At 72.1% G+C, this 25,097-nt stretch carries 23 protein-coding genes; 17 read left to right on the top strand and 6 right to left on the bottom strand.

The features are described 5' to 3' along the window. Positions 1 to 71: 71 nt before the first annotated feature. Genes H4W80_RS00775 through H4W80_RS00785 form a run of 3 tightly spaced genes read right to left on the bottom strand, consistent with a single transcriptional unit; the run spans position 72 to position 2,700 of the window. Positions 72 to 695: a TetR/AcrR family transcriptional regulator gene (locus tag H4W80_RS00775; RefSeq protein ID WP_225963169.1), complete on the bottom strand. Its 624-nt coding sequence runs from the start codon at positions 693 to 695 to the stop codon at positions 72 to 74. Continuing rightward, positions 692 to 1,513 carry an oxidoreductase gene (locus H4W80_RS00780; RefSeq protein WP_192783272.1) on the bottom strand — a complete coding sequence of 274 codons (822 nt, stop codon included), beginning with the start codon at positions 1,511 to 1,513 and terminating at the stop codon, positions 692 to 694. The genes H4W80_RS00775 and H4W80_RS00780 overlap by 4 nt, the downstream gene beginning before the upstream one ends. Further along, the gene (locus H4W80_RS00785) at positions 1,510 to 2,700 is read right to left on the bottom strand and encodes a cytochrome P450 (protein WP_192783273.1); all 1,191 of its coding nucleotides are present in this window, start codon (positions 2,698 to 2,700) and stop codon (positions 1,510 to 1,512) included. Before H4W80_RS00785 ends, H4W80_RS00780 begins: the two co-directional genes overlap by 4 nt. A gap of 263 nt (positions 2,701 to 2,963) precedes the next feature. Between H4W80_RS00785 and H4W80_RS00790 the strand changes: the two genes are divergently transcribed. The 3 genes from H4W80_RS00790 to thyX all read left to right on the top strand — a co-directional run bounded on the left by H4W80_RS00790 (position 2,964) and on the right by thyX (position 7,123). Then, positions 2,964 to 5,090, top strand: a complete 2,127-nt coding sequence (locus tag H4W80_RS00790) for an anthranilate synthase component I (RefSeq protein ID WP_192783274.1) — start codon at positions 2,964 to 2,966, stop codon at positions 5,088 to 5,090. Positions 5,091 to 5,140: 50 nt separating this feature from the next. Next, a complete protein-coding gene (locus H4W80_RS00795; RefSeq protein WP_192783275.1) occupies positions 5,141 to 6,301 on the top strand; it encodes an amidohydrolase family protein in 1,161 nt (386 codons plus the stop codon). A 132-nt stretch (positions 6,302 to 6,433) separates the two neighbouring features. Next, a complete protein-coding gene (gene thyX, locus H4W80_RS00800; RefSeq protein WP_318786644.1) occupies positions 6,434 to 7,123 on the top strand; it encodes an FAD-dependent thymidylate synthase in 690 nt (229 codons plus the stop codon). A 7-nt stretch (positions 7,124 to 7,130) separates the two neighbouring features. On the opposite strand, the gene H4W80_RS00805 is transcribed toward thyX, so the two are convergent. Further along, positions 7,131 to 7,427, bottom strand: coding sequence for a hypothetical protein (locus H4W80_RS00805; RefSeq protein WP_192783277.1), 297 nt, complete (start codon positions 7,425 to 7,427; stop codon positions 7,131 to 7,133). A gap of 290 nt (positions 7,428 to 7,717) precedes the next feature. Between H4W80_RS00805 and H4W80_RS00810 the strand changes: the two genes are divergently transcribed. Together H4W80_RS00810 and H4W80_RS00815 are read left to right on the top strand one after the other, a co-directional pair. Further along, positions 7,718 to 8,836: a globin domain-containing protein gene (locus H4W80_RS00810; RefSeq protein WP_192783278.1), complete on the top strand. Its 1,119-nt coding sequence runs from the start codon at positions 7,718 to 7,720 to the stop codon at positions 8,834 to 8,836. A 66-nt stretch (positions 8,837 to 8,902) separates the two neighbouring features. Then, entirely contained in the window at positions 8,903 to 10,387 is a 1,485-nt protein-coding gene (locus H4W80_RS00815; protein ID WP_192783279.1) for a sialidase family protein, read from the top strand. Between the two features lie 144 nt (positions 10,388 to 10,531). On the opposite strand, the gene H4W80_RS00820 is transcribed toward H4W80_RS00815, so the two are convergent. Beyond that, positions 10,532 to 11,299, bottom strand: coding sequence for a helix-turn-helix domain-containing protein (locus H4W80_RS00820; protein ID WP_318786645.1), 768 nt, complete (start codon positions 11,297 to 11,299; stop codon positions 10,532 to 10,534). A 178-nt stretch (positions 11,300 to 11,477) separates the two neighbouring features. On the opposite strand from H4W80_RS00820, the gene H4W80_RS00825 reads away from it, so the two are divergent. The 5 genes from H4W80_RS00825 (at position 11,478) to H4W80_RS00845 (ending at position 16,232) form a co-directional block, all read left to right on the top strand. After that, a complete protein-coding gene (locus tag H4W80_RS00825; RefSeq protein WP_192783281.1) occupies positions 11,478 to 12,557 on the top strand; it encodes a WD40/YVTN/BNR-like repeat-containing protein in 1,080 nt (359 codons plus the stop codon). Between the two features lie 3 nt (positions 12,558 to 12,560). Beyond that, positions 12,561 to 12,860, top strand: a complete 300-nt coding sequence (locus H4W80_RS00830; RefSeq protein WP_192783282.1) for a ubiquitin family protein — start codon at positions 12,561 to 12,563, stop codon at positions 12,858 to 12,860. 982 nt (positions 12,861 to 13,842) lie between these two features. Continuing rightward, positions 13,843 to 14,529, top strand: a complete 687-nt coding sequence (locus tag H4W80_RS00835) for a gamma-glutamyl-gamma-aminobutyrate hydrolase family protein (RefSeq protein WP_192783283.1) — start codon at positions 13,843 to 13,845, stop codon at positions 14,527 to 14,529. 9 nt (positions 14,530 to 14,538) lie between these two features. After that, positions 14,539 to 15,456, top strand: coding sequence for an alpha/beta hydrolase (locus tag H4W80_RS00840; protein WP_192783284.1), 918 nt, complete (start codon positions 14,539 to 14,541; stop codon positions 15,454 to 15,456). Further along, on the top strand, positions 15,450 to 16,232 hold the full coding sequence (locus H4W80_RS00845) for an enoyl-CoA hydratase/isomerase family protein (RefSeq protein ID WP_192783285.1): 783 nt from the start codon (positions 15,450 to 15,452) through the stop codon (positions 16,230 to 16,232). The genes H4W80_RS00840 and H4W80_RS00845 overlap by 7 nt, the downstream gene beginning before the upstream one ends. 190 nt (positions 16,233 to 16,422) lie before the next feature. Here H4W80_RS00845 and H4W80_RS00850 read toward each other — a convergent pair whose 3' ends face one another. Then, a complete protein-coding gene (locus H4W80_RS00850; protein ID WP_192783286.1) occupies positions 16,423 to 17,013 on the bottom strand; it encodes a class I SAM-dependent methyltransferase in 591 nt (196 codons plus the stop codon). Positions 17,014 to 17,141: 128 nt separating this feature from the next. Between H4W80_RS00850 and H4W80_RS00855 the strand changes: the two genes are divergently transcribed. The 7 genes from H4W80_RS00855 to H4W80_RS00885 all read left to right on the top strand — a co-directional run bounded on the left by H4W80_RS00855 (position 17,142) and on the right by H4W80_RS00885 (position 25,074). Then, complete coding sequence (locus tag H4W80_RS00855) at positions 17,142 to 18,734, top strand: sensor histidine kinase (protein ID WP_225963171.1); 1,593 nt, start codon at positions 17,142 to 17,144, stop codon at positions 18,732 to 18,734. Continuing rightward, positions 18,731 to 19,405 carry a response regulator gene (locus H4W80_RS00860; protein WP_192783287.1) on the top strand — a complete coding sequence of 225 codons (675 nt, stop codon included), beginning with the start codon at positions 18,731 to 18,733 and terminating at the stop codon, positions 19,403 to 19,405. The genes H4W80_RS00855 and H4W80_RS00860 overlap by 4 nt, the downstream gene beginning before the upstream one ends. 133 nt (positions 19,406 to 19,538) lie before the next feature. Next, a complete protein-coding gene (locus H4W80_RS00865) occupies positions 19,539 to 20,135 on the top strand; it encodes a phosphoribosylanthranilate isomerase (protein ID WP_318786646.1) in 597 nt (198 codons plus the stop codon). Then, positions 20,125 to 20,916: a GNAT family N-acetyltransferase gene (locus tag H4W80_RS63295; RefSeq protein WP_192783288.1), complete on the top strand. Its 792-nt coding sequence runs from the start codon at positions 20,125 to 20,127 to the stop codon at positions 20,914 to 20,916. Before H4W80_RS00865 ends, H4W80_RS63295 begins: the two co-directional genes overlap by 11 nt. A gap of 284 nt (positions 20,917 to 21,200) precedes the next feature. Beyond that, the gene (gene clsA / locus H4W80_RS00875) at positions 21,201 to 21,782 is read left to right on the top strand and encodes a cardiolipin synthase ClsA (RefSeq protein ID WP_192783289.1); all 582 of its coding nucleotides are present in this window, start codon (positions 21,201 to 21,203) and stop codon (positions 21,780 to 21,782) included. Between the two features lie 4 nt (positions 21,783 to 21,786). After that, the gene (locus tag H4W80_RS00880; RefSeq protein ID WP_192783290.1) at positions 21,787 to 24,291 is read left to right on the top strand and encodes a sugar phosphate nucleotidyltransferase; all 2,505 of its coding nucleotides are present in this window, start codon (positions 21,787 to 21,789) and stop codon (positions 24,289 to 24,291) included. Positions 24,292 to 24,561: 270 nt separating this feature from the next. After that, positions 24,562 to 25,074: an FHA domain-containing protein gene (locus H4W80_RS00885; protein ID WP_192783291.1), complete on the top strand. Its 513-nt coding sequence runs from the start codon at positions 24,562 to 24,564 to the stop codon at positions 25,072 to 25,074. The last annotated feature ends 23 nt before the right edge of the window (positions 25,075 to 25,097 follow it).

Below are 25,097 nucleotides of genomic sequence, written 5' to 3' on the forward strand. Positions count from 1 at the left end.
CGTGAAGAGATCTTGTCGGGAAAGCAAGAGGTGTCGCGAAATGTAACGTGACTGCCTGAAATGTAATCTGGTCAGCTGATATGTCGCCTAAAGCCGACCTGTCGCATGATCGCGAGGAAGTACGCCTTGATCTCCCCGGCGCCCTCGTCGTCGGGACGGCCGATCAGATGGCCCGTCACCGCGCTGGTCAGCAGCTCCTGCACCACGTCCAGGTCGAGACCGGAGGGGAGCTCCCCACGCTCGCGGGCCGCGGCCAGCGCCTCGCGCACCACCGCCGCCCGCCGCCCGCCGTTGGTCTCCCGGTAGGTCCGCACCAGCTCGGGATAGTCGTCGACCGTGCCGAAGACCCGCCGGAGCAGGACCCGGTTGCGCGGATCGGCGAGGTGCAGCGCCCATTCCTCGAACATGTGGTCCAGGTCGCGCCAGCCGGCGACCGCGGGGTCGTTGTCGTGCAGGGCCCACTGCAGGGTGCGCACCAGCAGTGCCGTCTTGTCGGCGTACCTGCGGTAGACCGTCGCCCTCGTCACGCCGGCCCGCTTGGCGACCTGCTCGATGCTGGTCTGCTGGGCGCCGTGCTCGATGAGCAGGTCGAGCGCGGCCGCCAGGATGGCCGTGTCGGCCTCCTGGTTGCGCGGCCGTCCGGCCGGTCGCGCGGCTCGCGTGCCGGTCGTGCCGAGGTCGTCGGTGGTCATCATGCGCGGCGGGTCACCATCTTGTCGTAGAGGCGGTCCGGCAGGAGTCTATTGACCCACAGCAGCAGCCCGGCCAGGTAGCCGACGGCGTAGCGGGGCTTCGGGTCGCGCGCGGCCACGATCTTCACGACGGCCCGGCCGACCACGCGCGGGTCCGAGGCCCTGCTGCCCGGCTTGAACCCCGCCTCGGCCCGGCGCGCCATCCACTCCGCGTCGTCCGCGTACGCCCCGTGCCCCGAGATCTCCCGCAGCTCGCGCGGCGTGTCGTCGCCGAACTCCGTCCTGATGATCCCGGGCTGCACCACCACGACCCGCACTCCGAACCGCCCCACCTCCTCCCGGAGCGAGTCGGAATATCCCTCCAGCGCGTGTTTGGAGGCGTGGTACCAGGCGCCCAGCGGCAGGGCGATCTCGCCGCCGATCGAGGAGACGTTGACGATCGTGCCGGAGCGGCGCTCGCGCATGTGCGGCAGGACGAGCTGGGTCAGCCGGGCCAGGCCGAACAGGTTGACCTCGAACACCTGCCGCGCCCGCTCCAGCGGCACGTCCTCGGCGGCGCCGTACACGGAGGTGCCGGCGTTGTTCACCAGCACGTCGACGCGCCCCTGCTCGTCGACGACGGTCCGCACGGCCCGCTCCAGGTCGGCGTCGCTGGTCACGTCCGCGCCGATCGCGTGGCCGCCGGCCTCGCGCAGCACGTCCATCCGCTCCACGCGGCGCGCCAGGCCGTACACGGTGTGGCCGGCGCGCAGCAGCTCCAGCGCGGTGGCGCGGCCGATGCCGGACGACGCGCCCGTGACGAGGCAGACCCGGCCGCTCATCCCCGCACGTCCCACGTCACCGGGAGGCTGTGGACCCCGTAGATGAGCATGTCGGTGCGGAGCGGCACCTGCTCCGGCTCGACCGCCAGCCGCAGCGACGGGAACCGCCTGAACAGCGCCGGATAGCCGGCCCGCATCTCCACCCTGGCCAGCTGCTGGCCCAGGCATTGGTGCACGCCGTGGCCGAAGCCCACGTGCCCGCCGGTGTCCCGGCGCAGGTCGAGGACGTCGGGGTCGGGGAAGCGGTCCGGGTCGCGGTTGGCGGCCGGCATCGAGACGGTGACCGTCTCACCGGCCCTGACCAGCTCGCCGCCCAGCTCGACGTCCTCCAGCGCCGTACGGACGAGGAAGGGGATGATCGTGAGGTAGCGCAGCAGCTCCTCCACCACCTGGTCCACCCGGCCGGGCTCGTCGCGCAGGACGGCGAGCTGGCCGGGGTGGCGCAGCAGCGCGAACGTGCCCAGGGCGAGCATGTTGGCGGTGGTGTCGAGGCCGGCGCCCAGGAGCATGAAGCCGATGTTGGCCAGCTCCTCGTCGGTGAGGTCGCTCCTGGTCAGGCCGCTGAGCAGGTCGTCGGTGGGCTCGGCCCGCCTGGCGACGACCAGATCGCGCATGCGCGCCTGCATCGCCAGGAACGTGGAGATCTTCTGCTCCTGCGTGGCGTCCGGGCGCACCAGCTCGGTGGCCTCGGCCATGAAGCCCGCCCGCTCCTCGCCGGGCACGCCCAGCAGCTCGCAGATCACCACCGCCGGCACCGGCGCCGCGAACGCCTCCACCAGATCGGCCGGCGGGCCCTGCCGCTCCATGAGGTCGAGCTGCTGCTCGGTGATCTCCTCGATGCGCTCGGCGAGCAGGCGCATCCTGCGCACCGTGAACTCGCCGGTGAGCAACTGGCGGTAGCGGGTCTGCTCGGGCGGGTCCATCCCGACGAACATCCCGGGCGGGCTCGGCCGGCCCGCGCTCGTGCTCTCGATGGGGACGTGCCGCAGCTCGGAACGGGCGCTGAAGCGCCGGTCGGCCAGCACCTCGCGCACGAGCGCGTGGCTGGTGACCAGCCAGCCCAGGTGGCCGTCGGGGTAGGCGAGGCGCGTGATGGGGGTGCTCGCGCGCAGCTCGGCGAGGCCGCCGGGAGGGTCGAACGGGTTCGGCCGCAGGGTGGGGAGGGTGATCGCCTCGGTCTCGGGCATCTCGGGTCTCCTCTCGATCACATGAATACAGTACAGCTCTGTATTGAAACTCGCGCACCGGGGGCGGGCAGGCGGGTCGGCGTTGCGCGATCATGGTCCGCCGGTTAACCTGTTCGCATGCGAAGTCACGCTCAGCTCCAGTGGTGGCGCCGCTCCTAGGCGGCGCGTGTTTCGCATTCCTCAACGGACGGCCGCCCCGGATGGCGGCCTTTCGCGTGTCCGCCCCCGGGGCTCGATCATTTGACGTGGTAAAGGGGCAGGAAGTGGAGACGAGCGGATATACCACCGCCGGGGGCATCGGGGTCGAGCGCGAGGCGCGCGAGGTGGACGAGGCCGCACTCGAAGAGATCGTGACCTCGCTCGGGCACAGGCGCGGCGGCGCGTTCTCCTCGGGCATGGACTACCCGGGCCGTTACAGCCGATGGGCCTTCGGTTACGTCGACCCGTGCCTGGAGCTGGTCGCCAAGGGCCGCGTCATCTCGGCGACCGCGCTCAACGAGCGCGGCAGGGTCGTGCTGCCCGCCGTCGCCTCCTGCCTGCTGGCCGCCGGGAAGCCGGTCGCCGAGCCGACGCCGGACCGCGTCGAGGTGTACGTCCCCGAGTCGGAGGAGATGCTGCCGGAGGAGATGCGCAGCCGCCGGCCCACGGTGTTCACCGCGATCCGCGAGGTCATCGCCGCCTTCAAGGGCGACGACCCGCACCTCGGCCTGTACGGCGCGTTCGGCTACGACCTGGCCTTCCAGTTCGAGCCCATCAGGCAGGAGCTCGTCCGCCCCGACGACCAGCGAGACCTCGTCCTCCACCTGCCCGACCGCATCATCGTGATCGACCGGCAGCGCGAGTCCAGCGTCGAGTTCCGCTACGAGTTCACCGTCGACGGCGCCACCACCCGCGGCCTGGAGCGCACCGGCGCCAGCGCCGAGCCCGTCACCCCCGGCGAGCTGCCCGGCAACCCGGAGAAGGGCACCTACGCCAAGGTCGTGGCGGCCGCGAAGGAGCGGTTCAAGCGCGGCGACCTGTTCGAGGTCGTGCCCGGGCAGGTCTTCCACTCCGCCTGCGCCGACCCGCCGGCCTTCTACCGGAGCCTGCGGCAGAGCAACCCGGCGCCGTACGAGTTCATCATCAGCCTCGGCGAGGGCGAGCACCTGGTCGGCGCCTCGCCCGAGATGTACGTCCGGGTCAGCGGCGACCGCGTGGAGACCTGCCCCATCTCCGGCACCATCGCCCGCGGCAGCAACCCGGTCGAGGACGCCGAGGCCATCCGCACCCTCCTGTCCAGCGTCAAGGAGGAGTCGGAGCTGACCATGTGCACCGACGTCGACCGCAACGACAAGTCGCGCATCTGCGTGCCCGGCACGGTCAAGGTCATCGGGCGCCGCCAGATCGAGCTCTACTCCCGCCTGATCCACACGGTCGACCACATCGAGGGGCGGCTGCGGCCGGAGTTCGACGCGCTCGACGCGTTCCTCACCCACATGTGGGCCGTGACGGTCACCGGCGCGCCCAAGACGTGGGCCATGCAGTTCATCGAGGACCACGAGGCCACGACCCGCAGGTGGTACGGCGGCGCCATCGGCTTCATCGGCTTCGACGGCTCCATGAACACCGGCCTGACCCTGCGTACCGCCCAGATCAAGAACGGTGTGGCGACGGTCAGGGCCGGGGCGACGCTGCTGTTCGACTCCGACCCCGAGGCGGAGGAGCGCGAGACCGAGCTCAAGGCCAGCGCCCTGCTCGGCGCCCTGGCCGCGGTCAACCGGCCGGGCACCGTCCCGGTCCCCGAGCCCAGGCCGCAGCCGGGCCAGGGCATGAAGGTGCTGCTCGTCGACCACGAGGACTCCTTCGTCAACACGCTGGCCGACTACTTCCGCCAGGAAGGCGCCGACGTGGTGACGCTGCGCCACGGCTTCCCGGCTCACATGATCGACGACATCGCGCCCGACCTGGTGGTGCTCTCGCCGGGGCCTGGCTGGCCGTCCGACTTCGGCATGTCGGCGCTGATCGACCAGATCTACGCCCGCGACCTGCCGGTCTTCGGCGTCTGCCTGGGCCTGCAGGCCATGGTCGAGCAGGCCGGGGGCACGCTGGAGCTGCTCGGCTACCCCGAGCACGGCAAGCGCGGCCAGGTCTCGCGGATCGCCGACAGCGCGCTGCTGGAGGGCCTGCCCGACGAGTTCACCGCGGCCCGCTACCACTCGCTGCACGCCAAGCAGCCTGGCGTCGTCGGCTTCGCCGCGACCGCGCTCACGCCCGACGGCAACGTCATGGCGATCGAGGACGTCGAGCGGCGGCGGTTCGCCGTGCAGTTCCACCCCGAGTCGATCCTGACGCAGGAGGGCGGCGCGGGCGCGAAGATCATCGCGAACGTGCTGCGCCTGTCCCGCAGATAACTACGGTAAAACCGCCGCGGGGGCGTGCGGAGCTCCCCTAGAGTCTCCGCATGCTCCCCGTAGACCTGCCCGGCACGGTGCGTGACGCGCTGCTGGCCCCGCTCGTCGACCATCACTGTCACGGGGTGCGGCGGGACGACCTGAGCAGAGCCGAGTTCGAGCTGCTCATCAACGAGGGCGGCAGCCCCGCGCCGCCCGGCACCACCCACTTCGACGCGCCGCTCGGGATGGCCGTGCGCCGCTGGTGCGCGCCGCTGCTCGACCTGGAGCCGCACGCACCGCCGGCCGTCTACGTCTCGCGCCGGGAGGAGCTGGGCGCGGCCGAGGTCAACCGGCGGCTGCTGACCGGGGCCGGGGTGGTGGCGTTCCTGGTGGACACCGCACCGGCGAACACGAGCGCGACGGACATCGACCTGCTGACCGCCACCGAGATGGGCCGCCACGGCGGGGCCGCCGCCGACGAGCTCGTACGCATCGAGCAGATCGAGCGGGACGTGGCCGAGGACGCGCCGCTGGCCGTGGACTACCTCGACGGCGTCGGCGAGGAGCTGACCGCCAGGGCCGCCCGGGCGGTCGGGCTGAAGACCGTCATCGCGTCGCTGTACGGCCTCGACTTCGACCCGGCCAGGCCCACCAGGGGAGCGGTGATCGCGGCGGCCAACCGGCGGCTGTCGGACCCGAAGCCGCCGCTGACGGACGAGATCCTGCTGCGCCACCTGCTCTGGAGCGCGATCGACGTGGCCAGGGAACGGGGGCTGCCCGTGCAGCTCCACACCGGCTTCGGCGGCTCGGGGCCCGACCTGCACCGCACCGACCCGGGCCGGCTGGGCGCCTTCGCCAGGATGCTGCAGCCGGTCGGCGTGCCGCTCATCCTGCTGCACTGCTACCCCTACCACCGCCAGGCCGCCTACCTCGCGGGCGTCCACCCGCACGTCTACGTGGACGTCGGCCTCGCTCTCCCGCACACCGCCGCCGCCTCGGCCAGGGTCGTGGACGAGCTGCTGGAGCTGGCCCCGTTCCACAAGCTGCTGTTCAGCTCCGGCTGCCACGGCGTGGCCGAGACCTGCTACCTGGGCGCGCTCTACTACCGGCAGGCGCTCGGCGCGGCGCTCGGGTCGCGGCTGGCGGCGGGGGAGTGGAGCGCCGCGGACGCCGCCCGGATCGCCCACATGATCGGCTCGGGGAACGCCCGGCGCGTCTACCGGCTGTGAGTCCCGGGGGGCCGGATCGCGCCGCGCGGCCCCGACCTGGTTTGCTGGGGGCCGTCACAACACCCGACCTGAGCAGGGGGACTCTTCGTGGGCACTGTCGAACCCGAGGCCGAGATCACGTTCCGCAGCGACGTGGACGTGGAGCTGGTGAAGGCCGCCGCGTCGGACGCCGACGTGCTGTGGGCCGCCCGCGTCTCCACGAAGGGTGAGAGCTCTCTGGAGGAGATCGAAGCCGATCCCCAGCGTTCCAAGGGCCTCATCAACTTCCTGATGCGCGACCGGCACGGCACGCCGTTCGAGCACTCTTCCATGACCTTCTACGTCAGCGCGCCGATCTTTGTTTTCCGGGAATTCATGAGGCACCGGACCTTTTCCTATAACGAGGAATCCGGCAGGTACCGGCAGTTGACGCCGGTTTTCTACGTGCCCGGGCCAGACCGGAAGCTGGTGCAGGAAGGAAAGCCCGGCAAGTACGTGTTCCTCGACGGCACCGCCGAGCAGCACAAGCTGGTGACCGAGGCGACCCGGGAAAGCTACCGGCAGTCCTATCGGGCCTATCTGGAAATGCTCGAGGCCGGGGTGGCGCGCGAGGTGGCCCGTACGGTGCTGCCGGTGGGCCTCTACTCCTCGATGTACGCCACCTGCAACGCCCGCGCCCTGATGAACTTCCTGTCGCTGCGGGTCAAGCGCGAGGACTCCACGTTCCCGTCGTTCCCGCAGCGTGAGATCGAGATGGTCGCCGAGAAGATGGAGGCCCTGTGGGCGGAGCTCATGCCTCTGACCCACGCGGCGTTCGAGGCCAACGGGCGGGTCTGCCCCTGACCTCACCTCAGGGCAGGCGGGACGCGGTCTCGCTGATCAGCCGGGTGAGCACCGACGCGGTCGCGGGGCAGGCGTCGAGGAGTTCGTCCAGGCGGGCACGCCACGCGCCCGCCTCGGCGTGGATCGCGTCCGCCTCGGCCGTCGCCCGCAGCCGCATCCGCGTCTCGTACAGCCGCGACTGGTACGTCAGCCCCAGGTGGTGGCCGACCCTGTCGCTGAGCCACCAGTAGGCGTCCGTGTTCGCGGCGGTGACGAAGGTCCGGGCGCCTTCCCAGGCCACGCGCCTGGGGTGGAGGACTGCCATGGCGGGATGGTACGCCCCTCAGGCACCTGAGCCAACTAGCCCGGCAAATACGATTTTTCCTCGCATTTTCCGTCCGAAATTCGCCTGCGAAGCAGGGCGAGGTAACTCCAGTTGGTTCGCTTCGCACCGTATTGAGGAGAAACGGTTGTGACGCGTCATCAGTGGTGTAAGACTCAATTTTGAGCGCATCGGTTGTACCGGGGAGGGGCCGGGCGCTCAAGACCCGGAGCCGTCAGGGAGGTGAACGACACGACCGGAACCCAATTCCGGTCCATAGGTGGGGTTGGTAAATGTCGTTGAATCCGCGCCTGGTAAAAGAGAGTTTCTCCGTCATCGAGCCGGTGGCCGACAAGGCGACGGCCTACTTCTACGGCCGGCTGTTCACCGAGAGCCCGCAGTTGCGGGGCATGTTCCCGCCCGCGATGGACGTTCAGCGGGACCGCCTGTTCAGTGCTCTGACCCGCATCGTGTGGAGCCTGGACAGTCCGGACAGCCTCGCGTCGTACCTGGGCCAACTGGGGAGGGATCATCGCAAGTACGGCGTGATCGCCGAGCACTACACGGCCGTCGGCAACGCCCTGCTCGCCACCGTCCGCCGCTTCGCCGCCGAGATCTGGAACCGCGAGATCGAGGCCGCCTGGGTCGCCGCCTACACGGCGGCCGCCACTCTCATGATCGAGTCGGCCGAGTCCGACTCCGGGGTCTCGCCCGCCTGGTGGCCGGCCGAGGTGATCGACCACGAGCTGCGCCACCGCGACATCGCCGTGCTCACGCTGCGGCCGGCCGAGCGGCTGCCGTACACGCCGGGCCAGTACGTCACCGTGCAGACCCCGCGCTGGCCGCGGGTCTGGCGCACGTTCTCCATCGCGAACGCGCCGCGCGCCGACAACACGCTCAGGCTGCACGTCCGCTCGGTCCCCGGCGGCTGGGTGTCCACCACGCTCGTCAGGCACACCCGCATCGGCGACGCGCTCCTGCTGGGGCCGCCGATGGGCACGATGGCGCCGTGCGAGAGCAGCCAGCGCGACGTGCTGTGCGTGGCGGGCGGCACCGGCCTGGGCCCGCTGAAGGCGATCATCGAGCACATCATCGCCTCGGGCCGCCGGCCCAATATCCACCTGCTGTACGGCGCGCGCACGTTCGAGGAGCTCTACGACCTGCCCGACCTGATCAGGATGGAGTCGTCGTTCCCCTGGCTGCGGGTGCTGCCCGTGGTCTCCGGCCAGCCCGGCTACGACGGGATGCGCGGCCACCTGCCCGAGGTCGTGCAGCGCTTCCACTCCTGGGCCGAGCACGACGTGTACGTGTGCGGCCCGCCCGGCATGGTCAACGAGACCGTGCTCCGCCTCCAGAACGACGGCGTGCCCCTGTCGCGTATTCACCGGGACGTCGTCCAGGCCGAACGCTGACAGATCTTGACACTTCGGGTCGAAAGGTGCGAGGTGGAGGATGACACGCCTACGTGGAGGTGGACTGTGCCATCCCCCGCCGGCCGCCGAGGAATCGGCGGGCTGCTGACCCTGGTGCTCCTCCTGACCCCGCTGCCCGCCGTGGCGTCGTCGGAGGCCATCCCGCTGACGGAGCTGGGGCCCGGCACGTCGGAGGCGGGGTCTGACACGTCCCAGGCGGGCACTCAGGTCGGGCCCGACACCTTCCAGGCGGGCACGACGGTCGTGGCCGCCCAGCAGATCGGCAGGTTCTTCGACGGCGGGGCGTCCGGCATCGCGTACGCGACCTCGGCCGACAACGGCGCCACCTGGACCAGGGGCGTGCTGCCGGGGCTCACCACGTCCGGCGGCGGTGCGTACGGGCGGGTCAGCGACCCGTCCGTGGCCTACGACGCCCGGCATGGCGTCTGGCTGATCTCCTCGCTGGCGCTCACCGACCGGGACGGGGTCACCGGGGCGGCGGTGCTCACCAGCCAGGACGGGGTCACCGGGGCGGCGGTGCTCACCAGCCGCTCCGCCGACGGCGGCCTGACCTGGGGCGCCCCCGTCACGACCGCCGTCGCGGGCGGGGGCGACCTGGACAAGAGCTGGGTCGTCTGCGACAACGGCGCCCGCAGCCCGTACTACGGCCGCTGCTACGCGGTCTACGACGATGTCGCCGCGGGCAACGCGATCAAGGTGGCCCGTTCCTCCGACGGCGGCCTGACCTGGGCCGAGACCGGCACGTCCGCGACCGGGCTGGGCGGGCAGCCGGTCGTGCGGCCGAACGGCGCCCTCGTCGTGCCGTACCTGAGCGGCGAGGGCCAGATCCGCTCCCTGCGCTCCGGCGACGGCGGCGAGAGCTGGGGCCGCAGCGTGCTCGTCGCCACCGTGCAGCGGCACAGGGTCGCGGGCGGGCTGCGGGCCGCGCCGCTGCCCTCGGCGGAGGTGGACGCCGCCGGCACCGTGTACGTCGCCTGGTCCGACTGCCGCTTCCAGCTCAGCTGCGGCGGCAACGACATCGTCATGAGCACCTCGGCCACCGGCGCGGAGTGGAGCCACATCCTGCGCGTCACGGACGACGGCGGCGACCACTTCATCCCCGGCCTCGGCGTCGACCCCGCCGCCGCGGGCGAGACGGCCAGGCTTGCGCTCGCCTACTACCGCTACCCCTCCGCCGCCTGCACGGCCGCCACCTGCCGCCTCACGGTCGGCTACACCTCCTCCGCCAACGGCGGCGCGAGCTGGTCGCCTCCCGTCGAGCTGCACGGGCCGATGGAGCTCGGCTGGCTCGCCGACTCCGCGCAGGGCCGCATGGCGGGCGACTACCTGTCCACCTCGGTCGTCCCCGGCGGCAACGCCCACGTGGCCTTCACCGCCGCGGGGGCGCCGGCGGGCGGGGCGTTCGACATGCGGACCTACACCGTCACGGGCGGGCTGCCGATCACCGGCGGCGGCCGCCCCACCCTCGCCATCGAGGCGCCCATCGCCGCCGGCGAGGACCTCCCCGGCCCACCCGCCCCCGCCCGCTGAGGCACTCGGCCCGCTAACTCCGCGCCCGTTGAGACGCCCGGCCCGCTAACTCCGCGCCCGTTGAGGCACCCGGCCCGCTAACCCCCGCCCGCTGAGCCACCCGGCCCGCCCGCTGACCCCGCCGGTGAGGAGGCGCTCGGCCCGCTAACTCCCCAGACCCTGGTGGAACGCGGCGGCGGTCTCCTCGTCATTCGGCCAGAACGTCTCGATGGCCAGCTCGGAGACCGTCACGTCCACCGGCGTCCCGAACGTCGCGATCGTCGTGAACATCGACAGCACCCGGTCACCGGCCGCGATCCGCAACGGCACCAGGATGTCGGCCGGGCCCGGCACGTGCGCCACGTTCAGGTCCACCCCCGGATACTCGTACGCGGCCAGCTCGTCGTACAGCGCGGCCAGCCGCCCGTCGCCCGACCCCTCCGCCTGCCTGCGCAGCTGGTAGAGCAGATGCGCGCGGACCTCGGCCAGGTTCAGCAGCCGGCCGCCCATGGCGTCGGGGTGCAGCGAGAGCCGCATGACGTTGATCGGCTCCTTCAGCAGCTCGGCGGGCACCCCGTCCATGAACATCGCGGCCGCCGAGTTGGCCGCCACCAGGTTCCAGGCCGCGTCCACCACGACCGCCGGGTACGGCTCGTGCCCGGCCAGGATCTTGTCCAGCGCCTGCCGTACGACCTCCATCTCCGGGGCGCGGACCTCGCGTTCCGGATAGACCGGAGCGAACCCGGCGGACATCAGCAGCCTGTTGCGCTGCCGCAGCGGCACATCCAGTTCCTCGGCCAGCTTCATCACCATCTCGCGGCTCGGCCGGGCGCGCCCGGTCTCCAGGAAACTGATGTGGCGGGCCGAAACGTCGGCCTCGATGGCCAGGTCGAGCTGGCTCACCCGCCGCCGCTGCCGCCACGAACGCAACAACTCACCAAATGTCTCTTCATTTACGGCTACTGCTCCCATGCCCGGCACAGTAGCCGCTGGAGGGAAGCGTCACGATTACCCGCCAGGTAATGCGGCTTCGCAGGAGGAAAACTCCCAGTCCTCTGAGACTGTCGGTCCTGCGTGGCACGATGGCCGCAGACCAACAAGGGAGCACGCCATGAGTGACACACTGCTCGCGATCGGCACCCGCAAGGGCCTCTTCCTCGCCCGCTCCACCGGCGGCGGCCCGTTCGACGTCGAGCCGATCCAGTTCTCGACGGTCGGGGTGCACTCGGTGGCGATCGACACGCGAGGCGCCTCGCCCCGGCTCCTGGCCGGGATCGAATACGGCCATTTCGGTCCGTCCGTCATGTATTCGGATGACCTCGGGAAGACGTGGAAGGAGGCGGAGCGGCCGCCCATCGCCTTCCCGGAGAAGACCGAGGCGACCCTGACCAGGGTGTGGCAGCTCGCGCCCTCGCCGTCCGAGCCCGGCGTGGTGTGGGCCGGGGTCGAGCCGGGCGCGCTGTTCCGCTCGGAGGACGGCGGCGTCACCTACGACCTGGTCGAGGGCCTGTGGGAGCACCCGCACCGGCCGCAGTGGCAGCCGGGCGGCGGCGGCCTGTGCCTGCACACCATCGTCCCGCACCCGACCGACCCGCGGACCATCGGCGTCGCGATCTCCACCGGCGGCTTCTACCGCTCCTTCGACGGCGGGCTGTCGTGGGAGGCCGCCAACCACAACATCCGGGCCCCGTTCCTGCCCGAAGGGGCGCAATATCCGGAGTTCGGGCAGTGCGTGCACAAGGTGGCCATGCACCCCTCCCGGCCCGAGCGGCTCTACCTCCAGCACCACTTCGGCGTCTACCGCAGCGACGACTTCGGCGGGGCCTGGCACGACATCGGCGCCGGCCTGCCGTCCGACTTCGGCTTCCCCGTCGCGGTCCACCCGTCGCGGCCCGACACGGTCTTCGTGCTGCCCCTGACGGCCGACGTCGACCGCACCCCGGTCGGCCACCGCTACCGCGTCTTCCGCAGCGACGACGCGGGCGCGACGTGGCAGCCGTTCGCCTCGGGCCTGCCCGAGGGGCCCGTACACGCGGCCGTGCTGCGTGACGCGATGACGGCCTCGGAGGCGGGAGTGTTCTTCGGCACGCGCGACGGCGAGGTCCACGGCTCGCGCGACGGCGGCGAGACCTGGTCACCGGTCGTCCGCCACCTGCCCGACGTGCTCACCGTGCGTGCGGCGGTGCTCTAGCCGATGGTCACGATGGTGGTCTTCGTGCTGCCGGGCATGCTGCGGCGATGGGTGAGCGGGCGCTCGGAGGTCAAGGTCTTCGCCGTGGCCGCCGACCGCGACTCCCCGCCCACCCTGGGGGCGGCCCTCGACATGCTCCGGCGTACGCATCCGCTGCTGGAGGAGCGGCTGCGCGACGAGTACGGGCGGATCCGCCGGCACATCAACATGATCGTGTGCGGCGAGAACGCCCACGGGCTCGGCTACCTCGACTGCGCCCTCCCCCCGGGCGCCGAGATCTACGTCACCCCCACCCTCACCTAACCCACCCCACCCACCGCACCGGCACCCGCACGGGACCGGGTCCGGCACCGGGATCGGGTCCGGCACCGGGATCGGGTCCGGCACCGGGATCGGGTCCGGCACCGGGATCGGGTCCGGCACCGGGATCGGCTCTCGCATCCGAACCGGCATCGGCACCCGAATCCGCACCGGCACCCGCACCCACGTTCGGCCCTCACCCGTCCTGCTCCGGCACCTGAGCGCCCCGCACCGGCCACGGTCCGGCCCCACCCCGGCCTGGCCCGCAGGCGCCGCTCCGGGCCCCTCAGCGCTCAGGTGCGCCGCTCCAGCCCCTGGGCGTTCCGCCTCCCCGCGCCGTGGCCTGCCCCCCACCCGCGGCCCCGTGCACCGCACCCAGCGCCCCGCTCACCGCCTCGGAAACCGGCGCCCCGCTCGCCCCACCGCCCTGCGGCCGCACCGCCCCGCGACCGCACCGTCCCGCGACCGCACCGCCCCACAGGAACGCCGCCAGAGGCGCCGGTGGGGGTGGCTGGAGGCAAGGCGGGTGCTCGAGCGCGGCCGCTGGCAGCGCCTCCCGCGCCACCTCGCGCCGTGCCCGGTCGCGCCTCAGCCCCGCCGCGCCCTGCTGTGGCCTACTCCCCGCGCCGTGGCCTGCCCCCACCCCGGGCCCAGCGCACCGCCCGCAACCCAGCGCCCCCCTCGCCTCCCCACGCCGCAACCCGCCCTACCCGTGCCGTGGCCTGCCTCCGCCGGGCCCAGCGCCCCGCCCAGCGCCGCCGGCCCCACCTCACTCCCGCCGCGCCTCTGCCCGCCCCCCGGAGCGCCGTGCCCTGTCCCGCAGTGGCGCGCCGGGGGAGGGGTGGGGCGGCGGGGTGGGGACAGAAGTGGTAGATCTTTGGGAGACCTGACATATCGGAAAGACCTTGCGCCATGATGGGGCGTGCGGCCGTCATCTTGACAGGCTGATGGCGGCACGGACTCCACCTTGCCCCCTGGAGATCGCATGTCCCGACCGCTGATCGGCATCACCGCCTACTTCGAAGCCGCCCGCTGGAGCGACTACGTACGCGAGGCCGTACTGTCGCCCCCCTCCTACGCCAGGGCGGTCGGGCGGGCCGGGGGCGCGCCCGTGGTGCTCCCGCCGATCGGCACCCCCGCCATCGAGGACTACATCAGCGGCCTGCAGGGCATCGTCCTGGCCGGCGGCGTGGAGCTCGGCGCGGGCAACTACGGGGGCGAGCCCGACGAGCGGGTGGCCGAGCCGCAGCAGCACCGCGACCGGTTCGAGCTGGCGCTGGCCAGGGCCGCCGTCCGCGCAGACCTGCCGATCCTGGCCATCGCGAGGGGCATGCACGTGCTCAACGTCGCCCAGGGCGGCACGCTGATCCCCTGGCTGCCCGAGGTGCTCGACAGCGACCGCCACGGCGAGCCGGGCGCGACCCACACGATCCAGGTCAGCGTCTCCAGCAAGCTCGGCAAGGCCGTGGGCGACCGGGTCGAGGTCAGCGCCCCCCACCACCAGTCCGTACGCCGCCTCGGCACCGGCCTGCTGGCCGTGGCCTGGGCCGAGGACCAGATCGTGGAGGGGGTCGAGTTGCAGGGGCACAGGTTCGGCGTGGGTGTCCAATGGCATCCGGAGCGTGACGGAGATGCACGGATCTTCGATGCGTTCATCGAGGCGGCCCGATAGGCTGCGATCATGCCGCTGCATCCTCAGGCGCGGGATTATCTCGCCCGTTACGTGCCGGACGCGGGCACCGACTTCGACGCGTTCGGCCCGGCAGAGATCCAGGAGACGCGCGCGCGGCCCGACCGGCTGGCGATCCACCGCGGCCCGCTCACCAAGCTCCCCTTCGTCCGTGACGAGCAGGCCGAGGGCGTGCCCATCAGGATCTACCGCGCCGACCCCGGCGACGGCGCGCTCCCCGTCGCGGTCTTCTTCCACGGCGGCGGCTGGGTCTACGGCGGCGTCAAGCGGAGCGACCGGCTCTGCCGCGACCTGGCGATCCGCACGGGCGCGGTGGTGGTGTCCGTGGACTACCGGCTCGCCCCCGAGCACCCGTTCCCGGCCGCCGCCGACGACGCGTGGACCGTCGTGCGCGACCTGTTCGCCCGGCCGGCCTTCTACCAGGGCAACGGCGGCGTCGCCGTCGTCGGGGAGGGCGCGGGCGGCAACCTCGCCGCCGTCGCCGCCTGGCAGGCCCGCGACGCCGGGCTGGGCCTCACGCACCAGGCGCTCGTCTGCCCCGTGCTCGACCTGGCCATGGACACGCCCAGCCACGGCGAATACGCCAAGGGCTACGCGCTCGGGGCCGCCGAGCTGGCCTGGCACGCCCGGCAGTACGCCGGTGACGCCGATCCCGCCGACCCGCGGCTGTCGCCGCTGCGGCTGCCCGACGTGGCCGGCCTGGCGCCCGCGACCGTGGTGACGGCCGAGTACGACGTGCTGAGGGACGAGGGCGAGCACTACGCCCGGCGCCTGGCGGAGTCCGGCGTGGCCGCGCAGAGCCGCAGGTGGGACGGCGCCGTGCACGGCTTCTTCGGCCTGCCGGGCCTGTTCGACCAGGCCGTCGAGGCCCGCGAGTACGTCGCGGAGCGGCTGCGGGGGTCATGGTGACGTACGACAAGCTCAAGCTCGACACCCCGGCCGACGGCGTCCTGCGGGTCACGATCAGCGAGCCGGGCCGGCTCAACGCCGTGGACGCGACCGCCCACCGCGAGCTGGGCGAGATCTGGCGCGACGCCGACCGCGACGACAGCGTCAGGGCCGTCGTCGTCAGGGGAGAGGGCGAAGCGTTCTCCGCGGGCGGCGACCTGTCCATGATCGAGGACATGACCCGCGACCACGCGACCAGGCTGCGCGTGTTCGCCGAGGCCCGCGACATCGTCTACAACGTGCTCAACTGCTCCAAGCCGATCGTCTCGGCGATCCAGGGGCCGGCGGTCGGCGCGGGGCTCGCCGTGGCCCTGCTGGCCGACATCTCCGTCGCGGGCCGCACGGCGCGGATCATCGACGGGCACACCAGGCTCGGCGTCGCGGCCGGCGATCACGCGGCCATCGTGTGGCCGCTGCTGTGCGGCCTGGCCAAAGCCAAATACCACCTGCTGCTGTGCGAGCCCGTCACGGGCGAGCAGGCCGAGCGGATGGGGCTGGTCAGCCTGTGCGTGGACGACGACCAGGTGCACGACAAGGCCATGGAGATCGCGGTCAGGCTCGCCTCCGGCTCTCAGGAGGCGATCAGGCTGACCAAATACTCGCTCAACAACTGGCTGCGCCTGGCCGGACCCACGTTCGACGCGTCGCTGGCCATGGAGTTCCTCGGGTTCACGGGGCCCGACGTGGTCGAGGGTGTGCGGGCGGTGCGGGAGAAGCGGCCGCCGTCGTTCGGCTGACCCGCGGGTGTGCTTCCCCCGCGCCCGGGTAGCGGGTGCTGGACGGGGGCGGCCGGGTAGCCGCGCTGATGCCGAGGGCTTGTTCACCGAGGCCGAGAACGTTGCTCCGGGGACGAGGCAGAGACTCACCCCGGCTTGCGCGCACCACGGCCGCCTCCGCCGAACTTTTACCGCGGCTTTACGGGCCCTTTCACGGACGGGGCCGGCGCGCGTGGAAGACGAAGGCGGGCGGGGTGTTGCGCCACACCGTACGCCCCGGCACGACCTCCTCGAACCGCTCGGCCAGCAGCGCGCGGAACCGGCGCGCCGGGCTCAGCGGGATGGCGTGAATGTAGGAGAACGTCGTGAACGCCGCACCAGGGCCCATCACCGACGTCACCGCACTTAGCAGCGCATGCTGCAGCCCCTCCGGGAACGCCGCCCACGGCAACCCGCTCACCACCACGTCCGCCTGCTGCAACCCGCGCTCGGCCAGCAACTCGCCCAGCCGCGCCGCATCGGCGTTCACCACGTCCACGGCCGGGAACCGGGCCTTCAGGAGCCGCGCCATGGGCTCGTTGACCTCCACGGCCAGGTGGTGGCCACGCCCGCCCAGCCGCTGCTGGATCTCCGCCGTGAACGGGCCCGTGCCCGGGCCGAGCTCGACCACGGTCGGTTCGCCGCGCTCGGGGATCGGGGCGCAGACAGCCGAGGCCAGCCACCGCGAACTGGGCGCGACCGCCCCGATCGTGGTCGGCGCCCGGAAGAACTGGCCGAGAAAAAGTGCGGAGTCGTTGGGCATGCCCCGAACCTAAGGCAAGATCGCGGGTGGACGCTCCGTCCTCCGGGCGGATCTCCGGCCACTTGGAGGAGGCGGGGTCCTCCGCGAGGATGACCCCCGCCGACAACCTCCACGGCTACCGTTGGTCCATGCGTTGGCGTGGTTTGCCGCTGGATGTCCTGCTCGCGGTCTCAGGTGTGGGCCTGGACCTGTTGACGACGGCGCACGCGGGCGACACCAGATACCTGCCGGCCGAGATGAACATCCCGATGGCGCTGCTGGTGGGCCTGCCCATGGGGCTCGTCCGGCGCCGGCCGGTGCCCGTCGCGCTCTACCTGGCGGGGCTCCTGGCGGTGACCGACCAGCTCGAGTCGTTCACGTCCAACACGGCCCAGATCCTGGTCTGCGTGGCGCTCGGAGTCGTGGGGTACCGCTCCGGCTGGCGGGCCACCGTGCTCGCCGTGGCCGCCGCGATGGCCGCGACCGCGTTGAACATCGTCGACCCCGGCATCCCGGTCGTCATGAACACCTGGGTGTACTCGATCTTCCTGGCGGTCTTCCCGGCCGTGCTCGGGGCGTACCTGCGCGGCTCGGCGGGACCGCTGGAGGAGCGGGACGTCACGCCCGACGCGCTGCTGGCGGCCGGCGGCGTGGCGATCACCGTGCTCAGCACCTGGACCTCCTGGCACGCGGGCACCCAGCCCGTCTGGGTGGTCGGCCTGCTCGCCGTGGTCGGCGGCCTGTCGCTGGGCATCGCCCGGCGGCTGCCCGGGGTGGTGTTCCTGCTGCAGGGCGCGCTGCTCGTCTCCGCCGACACCTACCTGAACCAGGTCGTCAACACCTGCGTGATCCTCACGCTCATCGCGATCGGCGTGTTCGCGATGCGGGTGACCTCCTGGGCGTGGACGATCGTCGCCTACGCCGCCGGCTGCATGCTGACCGCGATCGCCGTCGTCGGCGAGGAGACCCAGACCACGCCGTTCCGCGTCGGGATCCTCATGACGCTGGTGGCCACGCCGATCGCCATCGGCCGCTACCTCGGCATGCGGCAGGCCGCGGCGGCGGCCGAACGGCTGCGCGCCGAGGAGGCGGCCCGCGCCGCCGTCGCCCAGGTGCGCGCCGACCAGCTCGCCGAGCGCGAGCGCATCGCCCGCGACGTCCACGACATCGTGGCCCACCACGTGGGCGCCATGGTCCTGCGGGCCAGCGCCGCCCGCTACACCGCCCCCGACGGCCCCGTCGCCGACGCCCTCACCGACATCCGCGAGACGGGACACCAGGTGCTGCAGGACCTGCGCGACCTGCTCGACCTGCTGCGCGACCCCGAACGCCAGCCCGACCTGCTGGCCAACCCCGCCGACGTGGTCCGCGAGTCCGCCGAACGCATGGCCGCCGCCGGGCTCGTCGTCGACCTCGAACTCGACCCCGCCACCGACCGGGCGCCCCTCATCGCCAGGGCCTCCGCCGCCCGCATCGTCCAGGAAGGACTCACGAACGTGCTCAAACACGCCGGCCCCGGCACCCAGGTCCGGGTCAGCGTCACCCCCTCGGCGGAGGGGCTGTCCGTACGGATCCGCAACGGCCGCCCGCCCACCGTCGTCGAGCGCCTGCCCTCGTCCGGGCGCGGCCTGGCCGGCATGCGCGAACGCGTCCGCACCCTCGGCGGCACCCTCACCGCCGGGCCCGACGGCGAGGGCGGCTGGCTCCTGGCCGCCAGCCTCCCCGCCAGGAGCGTCGCATGATCCGCGTGCTGGTGGCCGACGACCAGGCGCTCGTACGGGCGGGCGTGCGGATGCTGCTGCAGGCCACGGGCGACATGGAGGTCGTGGGGGAGGCCGTGGACGGGGCCGAGGCGGTCCGCCTGGCCGAGCGCCACCTGCCCGACGTGATCCTCATGGACCTGCGCATGCCCAGGGTCGACGGGCTGGAGGCGATCAAACGCGTGCTCGCGGCCCGGCCGGGCGCCCGGATCGTGGTGCTGACGACGTTCGCGGAGGACGCCAACGTGTACGCGGCGCTGCGGGCCGGCGCCGTCGGATTCCTGGTCAAGGACGACGAACCCGAGCGCATGGTGGACGCCGTACGCCGGGCGGCGGCGGGGGAGCAGCTCCTGGCGCCGTCGGTGCTGCGGCGGGTCGTGGAGCGGTTCCTGGACGCCGAGGAGCAGGCCGCCGCGCCCCCGCCCGCCGGGCTGACCGAACGCGAGCTGGAGGTGCTCGCCCTGGTCGGCACCGGGCTGTCCAACGCGGAGATCGCGGAGGAGCTGCACGTGGGCGTGACGACGGTCAAGACCCACATCGCGGCGGCCATGGAGAAGCTGGGGCTGCGCAACCGCATCCAGGCCGCCGTCGTGGCCCACCGCACCGGCCTCGTGGACGCCTCCTTCCGCCCCGTACGCCTGCCGCGCCCCTGACCCCGCCCGGCCGTCCTCTGTCCCCGGACGGGGAGGGCCGCTCGTCCGCCGGACGGGGGAGGGCCGCTCATCCTCCGGGCGGACCGGCCCGGCATGGTCACCGGTGGCCCCCGCCGCCGCTAGGGTCGGGGGTGTGGTGTATGTGAAGATCTGCGGGTTGAGCGAGCCCGAGCATGTGACCACCGCCGTGGAGGCGGGCGCGGACGCGATCGGGTTCGTCATGACCCGGAGCCCGCGCAGGATCGCGCCCGAGCGGGCCGCGGAGCTGGCCGCGCTGGTGCCCGCCCACGTGCTGACCGTGGGGGTGTTCCGCGGTGAGGACCCTGACACGGTGCGCGCGGCGGCGCTGGCCTCCGGCGTACGGGCCATCCAGCTGCACGGCAAGCACCCGCACGGCGACTTCACCGCGCTCAAGGACCTCGGCCTGCGGCTGATCAGGGCCGTCGACGCGGAGGCCGACCTGCGCTGCGGGGCCTACGACGAGGACCTGCTCCTCGTGGACGCGCCGCACGCCGGCTCCGGGCAGGCGTGGGACTGGGCGGCCGTCCGCGGCCGCGCGTCGGGCCAGTGGCTGCTGGCCGGCGGCCTGTCCCCGTCGAACGTCACGGAGGCGATCGCGGCGGCCGCCCCGTGGGGCGTCGACGTGTCCAGCGGCGTGGAGACCTCGCCCGGCGTGAAGGACCCGGCGCTCATCCGGGCGTTCCTCGAGACGGCGCGGCGTGCCGGCTGAGCTCGCTCTGGACCTGGCGCGCGCGGTGGGCTTCCAGCACGCCTTCGCGCGCCGCAGGGCGCCGCGCGAGGTGACCGTGCCGGGCGGGTTCGCGGTGCTCGACGACCGCTATCCCGGCTCCCACGACGACAACAAGCTCATCGCCGGCCACGGGCCGGTCCCGGCGACGCGGCAGGAGGCCCGGGAGGCGGCCGAGCGGCTGCTGCGGGCCGCCGACGAGGTGCTCGCGCAGCGGGAGCACCGGCTGGTGTGCGTGGACGACGACCGGCTCGGCACGGCGCTCGCGCCCGCCTTCCTCGCCGCCGGCTATGAGCACGAGACAAACCTGATCATGGCCTTCCGCGGCCCCACCCCGCCCGGCTCCGTGGCCGCCGAGAAGCTCTCCGTGACCGAGCTGCTGCCGGTGCTGCGGCGCGACTGGCGCCACACGCTGCCGCAGGCGCCGGACGAGGTGATCGACGGGCTCGCCCGGCGCGTGGAGGGCCGGCTGCGCGGCGCCGACGCGGTGAGCTTCTGGGGGGTACGCGCCCCCGGCGGGGAGATCGCCGCCAGGGCCGACCTGTACGAGCACGAGGGCGTCGCCCAGATAGAGAGCGTCTTCACCGGTGCGGACCATCGGGGCGAGGGGCACGCGCGCGCCCTCATGACCGCGCTGCTCGCGCAGGCGGCGCAGGCCGAGCTGATCTTCCTGGTGGCCGACGCGGCAGACTGGCCGAAGGACTTCTACGCCAGGCTCGGCTTCGAGGAGCTGGGCCGCACCCACGCCTTCCTCCGCACCTGACCACCCCGGCCCGGGCGCTCGCCCGCCTCCTTCGCGGCTCGGCGGCGGCCTTCGCGCGCGCCCTGGCGCCTGGGGGACCTCCCGCGATGCCGGGGTGTCCGACCCCGTGCTCCCTGGCGCCTGGGGGACCTCCCGCGACGCCGGCGTGTCCAACCCCGTGGCCCCGCGGGGACCAGGGCGTCTGAGCGGGTGCCAGGAGTCGCCTGGCGTGGGCGGGAAGGGGGGAAATGTGAGCGCCCCATGCGGGGCCGCTGTGTCAGAGTTCCACGCAGTAGGGTCTGCTCGTGAGCGAAACTTCCGCCGAGGACCGGATCTGGACGGTTCCCAACCTGCTGAGCTTCCTGCGACTCCTCGGCGTCCCCGTCTTCCTCTGGCTGGTTCTCGGGCCCAAGGCGGACGGATGGGCCATCGCGATCCTCGCGGTGGCCGGTTTCACGGACTGGCTCGACGGGAAGATCGCTCGCGCCTTCAACCAGACCAGCAGGCTCGGCCGGATCATCGACCCCGCGGCCGACAAGCTCTACGTCTTCGCCACCATCATCGGCCTGCTGCTACGCGACGTCATCCCGTGGTGGCTGGTCGTGGTCATCCTGGGGCGTGAACTCTTCGTCGCCTGTTTCATCCCCGTACTTCGCAAACATGGCTACAAGGCACTTCAGGTGCATTACCTGGGCAAGGCTGCCATGTTCAACCTCATGTACGCCTTCCCTCTCCTCTTCCTTGCCTCCCACGCGGGGTGGTATGCCGATATAGCACGAATTGTCGGGTGGGCATTCGCGCTTTGGGGAACAGGCCTGTACTGGTGGGCAGGCGTGCTGTATGGGGTGCAGGTGCTCCAACTCGCAACCTCGGCCAAAAAGGAGTGATCGGGTGAAGGCGGTCGTCATGGCAGGCGGAGAGGGAACTCGGCTGCGTCCCATGACCGCCAACCAGCCCAAACCCCTGCTACCGGTGGTCAACCGCCCGATCATGGAGCACGTGCTGCGCCTGCTGAAGCGCCACGGCATCACCGAGACGGTGGTCACGCTCCAGTTCCTGGCGGCGCTCGTGCGCAACTACTTCGGCGACGGCGACGAGCTGGGCATGAGCCTCCAGTACGCCACCGAGGACGTGCCCCTCGGCACGGCGGGCAGCGTCAAGAACGCCGAGGACCGGCTCCGCGACGACCGTTTTCTGGTGATCTCCGGCGACGCCCTGACAGATATCGATTTAACCGACATGATCCGGTTTCATCGTGAAAATTCGGCACTTGTGACAATCGGTCTCAAGCGCGTGCCGAACCCCCTCGAATTCGGGATCATCATCGTGGACGACGGGGGGCGCGTTCAGCGCTTTCTCGAGAAGCCCACCTGGGGCCAGGTCTTCTCCGACACCGTCAACACCGGCATCTACATCATGGAGCCCGAGGTCCTCGACGCCGTCGCCGCGGGCGAGCCCGTCGACTGGTCCTCCGACGTCTTCCCCGCCCTCCTCGACCGCGGCGCCGCCATCTACGGCTACGTGGCCGACGGCTACTGGGAGGACGTCGGCACCCACGACAGCTATCTCAAGGCCCAGGCCGACGCCCTGTCCGGCCGGGTCAACCTGGAGATCGGGGGTTTCGAGCTCTCGCCGGGCGTCTGGGTCGCCGACTCGGCCTCGGTCGACCCCGACGCCGTGCTCAAGGGCCCGCTGCTCATCGGCGACTACGCCAAGGTCGAGGCGGGCGCGGAGCTGCGCGAGTACACCGTGCTCGGCAACAACGCCGTCGTCCGCGAGGGCGCCTTCCTGCACCGCGCGGTCGTCCACGACAACGTCTACCTCGGCCCCGGCGCCCACCTGCGCGGCTGCGTGGTCGGCAAGAGCACCGACATCATGGCCGGCGCCCGCATCGAGGAGAACGCCGTCATCGGCGACGAGTGCGTCATCGAGCCCGAGGCGTACGTCACCAGCGGCGTCAAGGTCTACCCGTTCAAGACCATCGAGGCCGGCGCGGTCGTCAACACCAGCGTCATCTGGGAGTCGCGCGGCCAGCGCAACCTGTTCGGCCCCAGGGGCGTCAGCGGCCTGGTCAACGTCGAGATCACCGCCGAGCTGTGCGTCCGGCTGGCCAGCGCGTACGCCACCACCCTCAAGAAGGGCGAGTACGTCGTCACCTCCCGCGACTGCTCCCTGGCCGCCAGGGCGCTCAAGCGGGCCGTCATCGGCGCGCTCACCGCGGGCGCGATCAACGTCCTGGACCTGGAGGCGGCCCCGCTGCCGGTCACGCGCTTCCACACGGCCCGCGAGTCGGCCGCGGGCGGCATCACCCTGCGCACCACCCCGGGCGACCCGCAGAGCGTGGACATCGTGATCATGGACGGCCGCGGCGCCGACCTGCCGCCGGCCGCCCAGCGCAAGCTGGAGCGGGTCTTCTCCCGGCAGGAGTTCCGGCGCGCGTTCCCGGGGGAGATCGCCGAGCTGACGTATCCGGCCAGGGCCGTCGAGGACTACACCCACGAGCTGCTGCGCCACGTGGACGTGGGCGACGTCAGGGACATGAAGGTCGTCGTGGACTGCGCGGGGGGCACCTCCTCGCTGGTGCTGCCCACGCTGCTCGGCCGGGTCGGGGTCGAGGTGCTCACCGTCAACGCCCGCCTCGACGACGTCTCGCCCACCGAGACGCTCGCCGAGCGCCGCCGCGACCTGCAGCGCCTGTCGGAGCTGGTCAGCTCGTCGCGGGCGGCGTTCGGGGTCCGGTTCGACCCGGTCGGCGAGCGCATCGCCCTGGTGGACGAGATGGGCCAGCTCATCAACGACGAACGCTCCCTGCTCGTCGTGCTCGACCTCGTCGCCGCCGAGCGCAGGGGCGGCCAGGTGGCCCTGCCGGTCACCACGACCAGGGTCGCCGAGCAGGTCTGCCGCTTCCACGGCGTACAGGTGCAGTGGACCTCCACCGCGCTCGACGCCCTCACCTCGGCCGCCGCCGGCCCCGACATGATCTTCGCGGCGGACGGGCGCGGCGGCTTCGTGGTGCCGGAGTTCAGCCCGGCCATCGACGGGCTGGCCTCGTTCATGCGCCTGCTCGGGCTGGTGGCCCGCACCCGCCTGTCGCTCAGCCAGATCGACGCCAGGATTCCCGAGGTCAAGATGCTCAAGCGCGCGATCCCCACGCCGTGGGCGGCCAAGGGGGCCGTCATGCGCTCGGTCATCGAGGCGGCGGAGGCCGAGCACGAGGGCCGGCGCATCGACACCACCGACGGCGTGCGGGTGGCCCACGACGACGGGAGCTGGGTGCTCGTGCTGCCCGCCGCCAGCGAGCCCGTGACCGACCTGTGGGCCGAGGCGGGCGACATGGACGGCGCCCAGGCCCTGCTCGAACGGTGGGCCCGCATCGTGGAGCAGGCCGCCATGTGAACAATGGTCGCGGAGAGTGAGGAAAAAGCCATTGCGCTTGACGCACCCAGACAGTGCCGCAAGATCGTAATGTAGAAACGCGCGGCGGCATGGACCACGGGGCGGAAGCGGCGGTAACTTTGTCTGCGTCCAAACCACAGTCCAGTGCCCCGCCTTGACCTTTGCCGCTGATCAGCGTATGTTGCGGCATTCGCAAACTTGAAAAAGCGAAGCGAGGCGCGTCTTTGAGCACCGTCGCCGCGTCTTCGCGGTAGGAGGCCGAGCCGATCGATGCCGAGCGTCTACTGCACGCAGTGCGGGCACGCCAACCCCGAGGATGCCCGTTTCTGTTCCCGCTGTGGGTCACCGCTGGCCAGACCCGAGGTCTCCGGGGACACCACGTCGACGATCTCCATCGCGGGAATCGAGGCATACGAGGCTGAGGCAGGCGACATGCTCCTGGCGGAGCGGGCTCTGGTCGAGCAGTTGCCGCCCGGCACGGCGCTGCTCACGGTGACCAGGGGCCCCAACCAGGGCAGCCGTTTCCGGCTGGACAAAAACCTCACCACGACCGGCCGCCATCCGGAGAGTGACATCTTCCTCGACGACATCACGGTCTCCCGCCGCCACGTCGAGTTCTACCGCCACCCCGGCGGTCAGTTCTCCGTGCGCGACGTGGGCAGCCTCAACGGCACCTACGTCAACAGGGAACGCATCGAGGAGGTTCCCCTGCACTCCGGAGACGAGGTGCAGATCGGCAAGTTCCGCCTCGTCTTCCTGATGCGGACCCACGCCGGCGCATGAGCGAGCCGAACGAGCGAATCGTG

This window comes from Nonomuraea angiospora (assembly GCF_014873145.1).
GTDB classification, from domain to species: Bacteria; Actinomycetota; Actinomycetes; order Streptosporangiales; family Streptosporangiaceae; genus Nonomuraea; species Nonomuraea angiospora.

What these genes read in the sequence shown, in the direction of transcription:
- H4W80_RS00830 (WP_192783282.1), top strand. Translation starts at nt 12,561, where the DNA reads ATGGTCACGATGGTGGTCTTCGTGCTGCCGGGCATGCTGCGGCGATGG.
- H4W80_RS00845 (WP_192783285.1), top strand. Translation starts at nt 15,450, where the DNA reads ATGGTGACGTACGACAAGCTCAAGCTCGACACCCCGGCCGACGGCGTC.
- H4W80_RS00785 (WP_192783273.1), bottom strand. Translation starts at nt 2,700, where the DNA reads ATGCCCGAGACCGAGGCGATCACCCTCCCCACCCTGCGGCCGAACCCG.
- H4W80_RS00780 (WP_192783272.1), bottom strand. Translation starts at nt 1,513, where the DNA reads ATGAGCGGCCGGGTCTGCCTCGTCACGGGCGCGTCGTCCGGCATCGGC.
- H4W80_RS00885 (WP_192783291.1), top strand. Translation starts at nt 24,562, where the DNA reads ATGCCGAGCGTCTACTGCACGCAGTGCGGGCACGCCAACCCCGAGGAT.
- H4W80_RS00775 (WP_225963169.1), bottom strand. Translation starts at nt 695, where the DNA reads ATGATGACCACCGACGACCTCGGCACGACCGGCACGCGAGCCGCGCGA.
- H4W80_RS00810 (WP_192783278.1), top strand. Translation starts at nt 7,718, where the DNA reads ATGTCGTTGAATCCGCGCCTGGTAAAAGAGAGTTTCTCCGTCATCGAG.
- H4W80_RS00840 (WP_192783284.1), top strand. Translation starts at nt 14,539, where the DNA reads ATGCCGCTGCATCCTCAGGCGCGGGATTATCTCGCCCGTTACGTGCCG.
- H4W80_RS00850 (WP_192783286.1), bottom strand. Translation starts at nt 17,013, where the DNA reads ATGCCCAACGACTCCGCACTTTTTCTCGGCCAGTTCTTCCGGGCGCCG.
- H4W80_RS00795 (WP_192783275.1), top strand. Translation starts at nt 5,141, where the DNA reads ATGCTCCCCGTAGACCTGCCCGGCACGGTGCGTGACGCGCTGCTGGCC.
- H4W80_RS00805 (WP_192783277.1), bottom strand. Translation starts at nt 7,427, where the DNA reads ATGGCAGTCCTCCACCCCAGGCGCGTGGCCTGGGAAGGCGCCCGGACC.
- H4W80_RS00825 (WP_192783281.1), top strand. Translation starts at nt 11,478, where the DNA reads ATGAGTGACACACTGCTCGCGATCGGCACCCGCAAGGGCCTCTTCCTC.
- H4W80_RS00860 (WP_192783287.1), top strand. Translation starts at nt 18,731, where the DNA reads ATGATCCGCGTGCTGGTGGCCGACGACCAGGCGCTCGTACGGGCGGGC.
- H4W80_RS00855 (WP_225963171.1), top strand. Translation starts at nt 17,142, where the DNA reads ATGCGTTGGCGTGGTTTGCCGCTGGATGTCCTGCTCGCGGTCTCAGGT.
- H4W80_RS00835 (WP_192783283.1), top strand. Translation starts at nt 13,843, where the DNA reads ATGTCCCGACCGCTGATCGGCATCACCGCCTACTTCGAAGCCGCCCGC.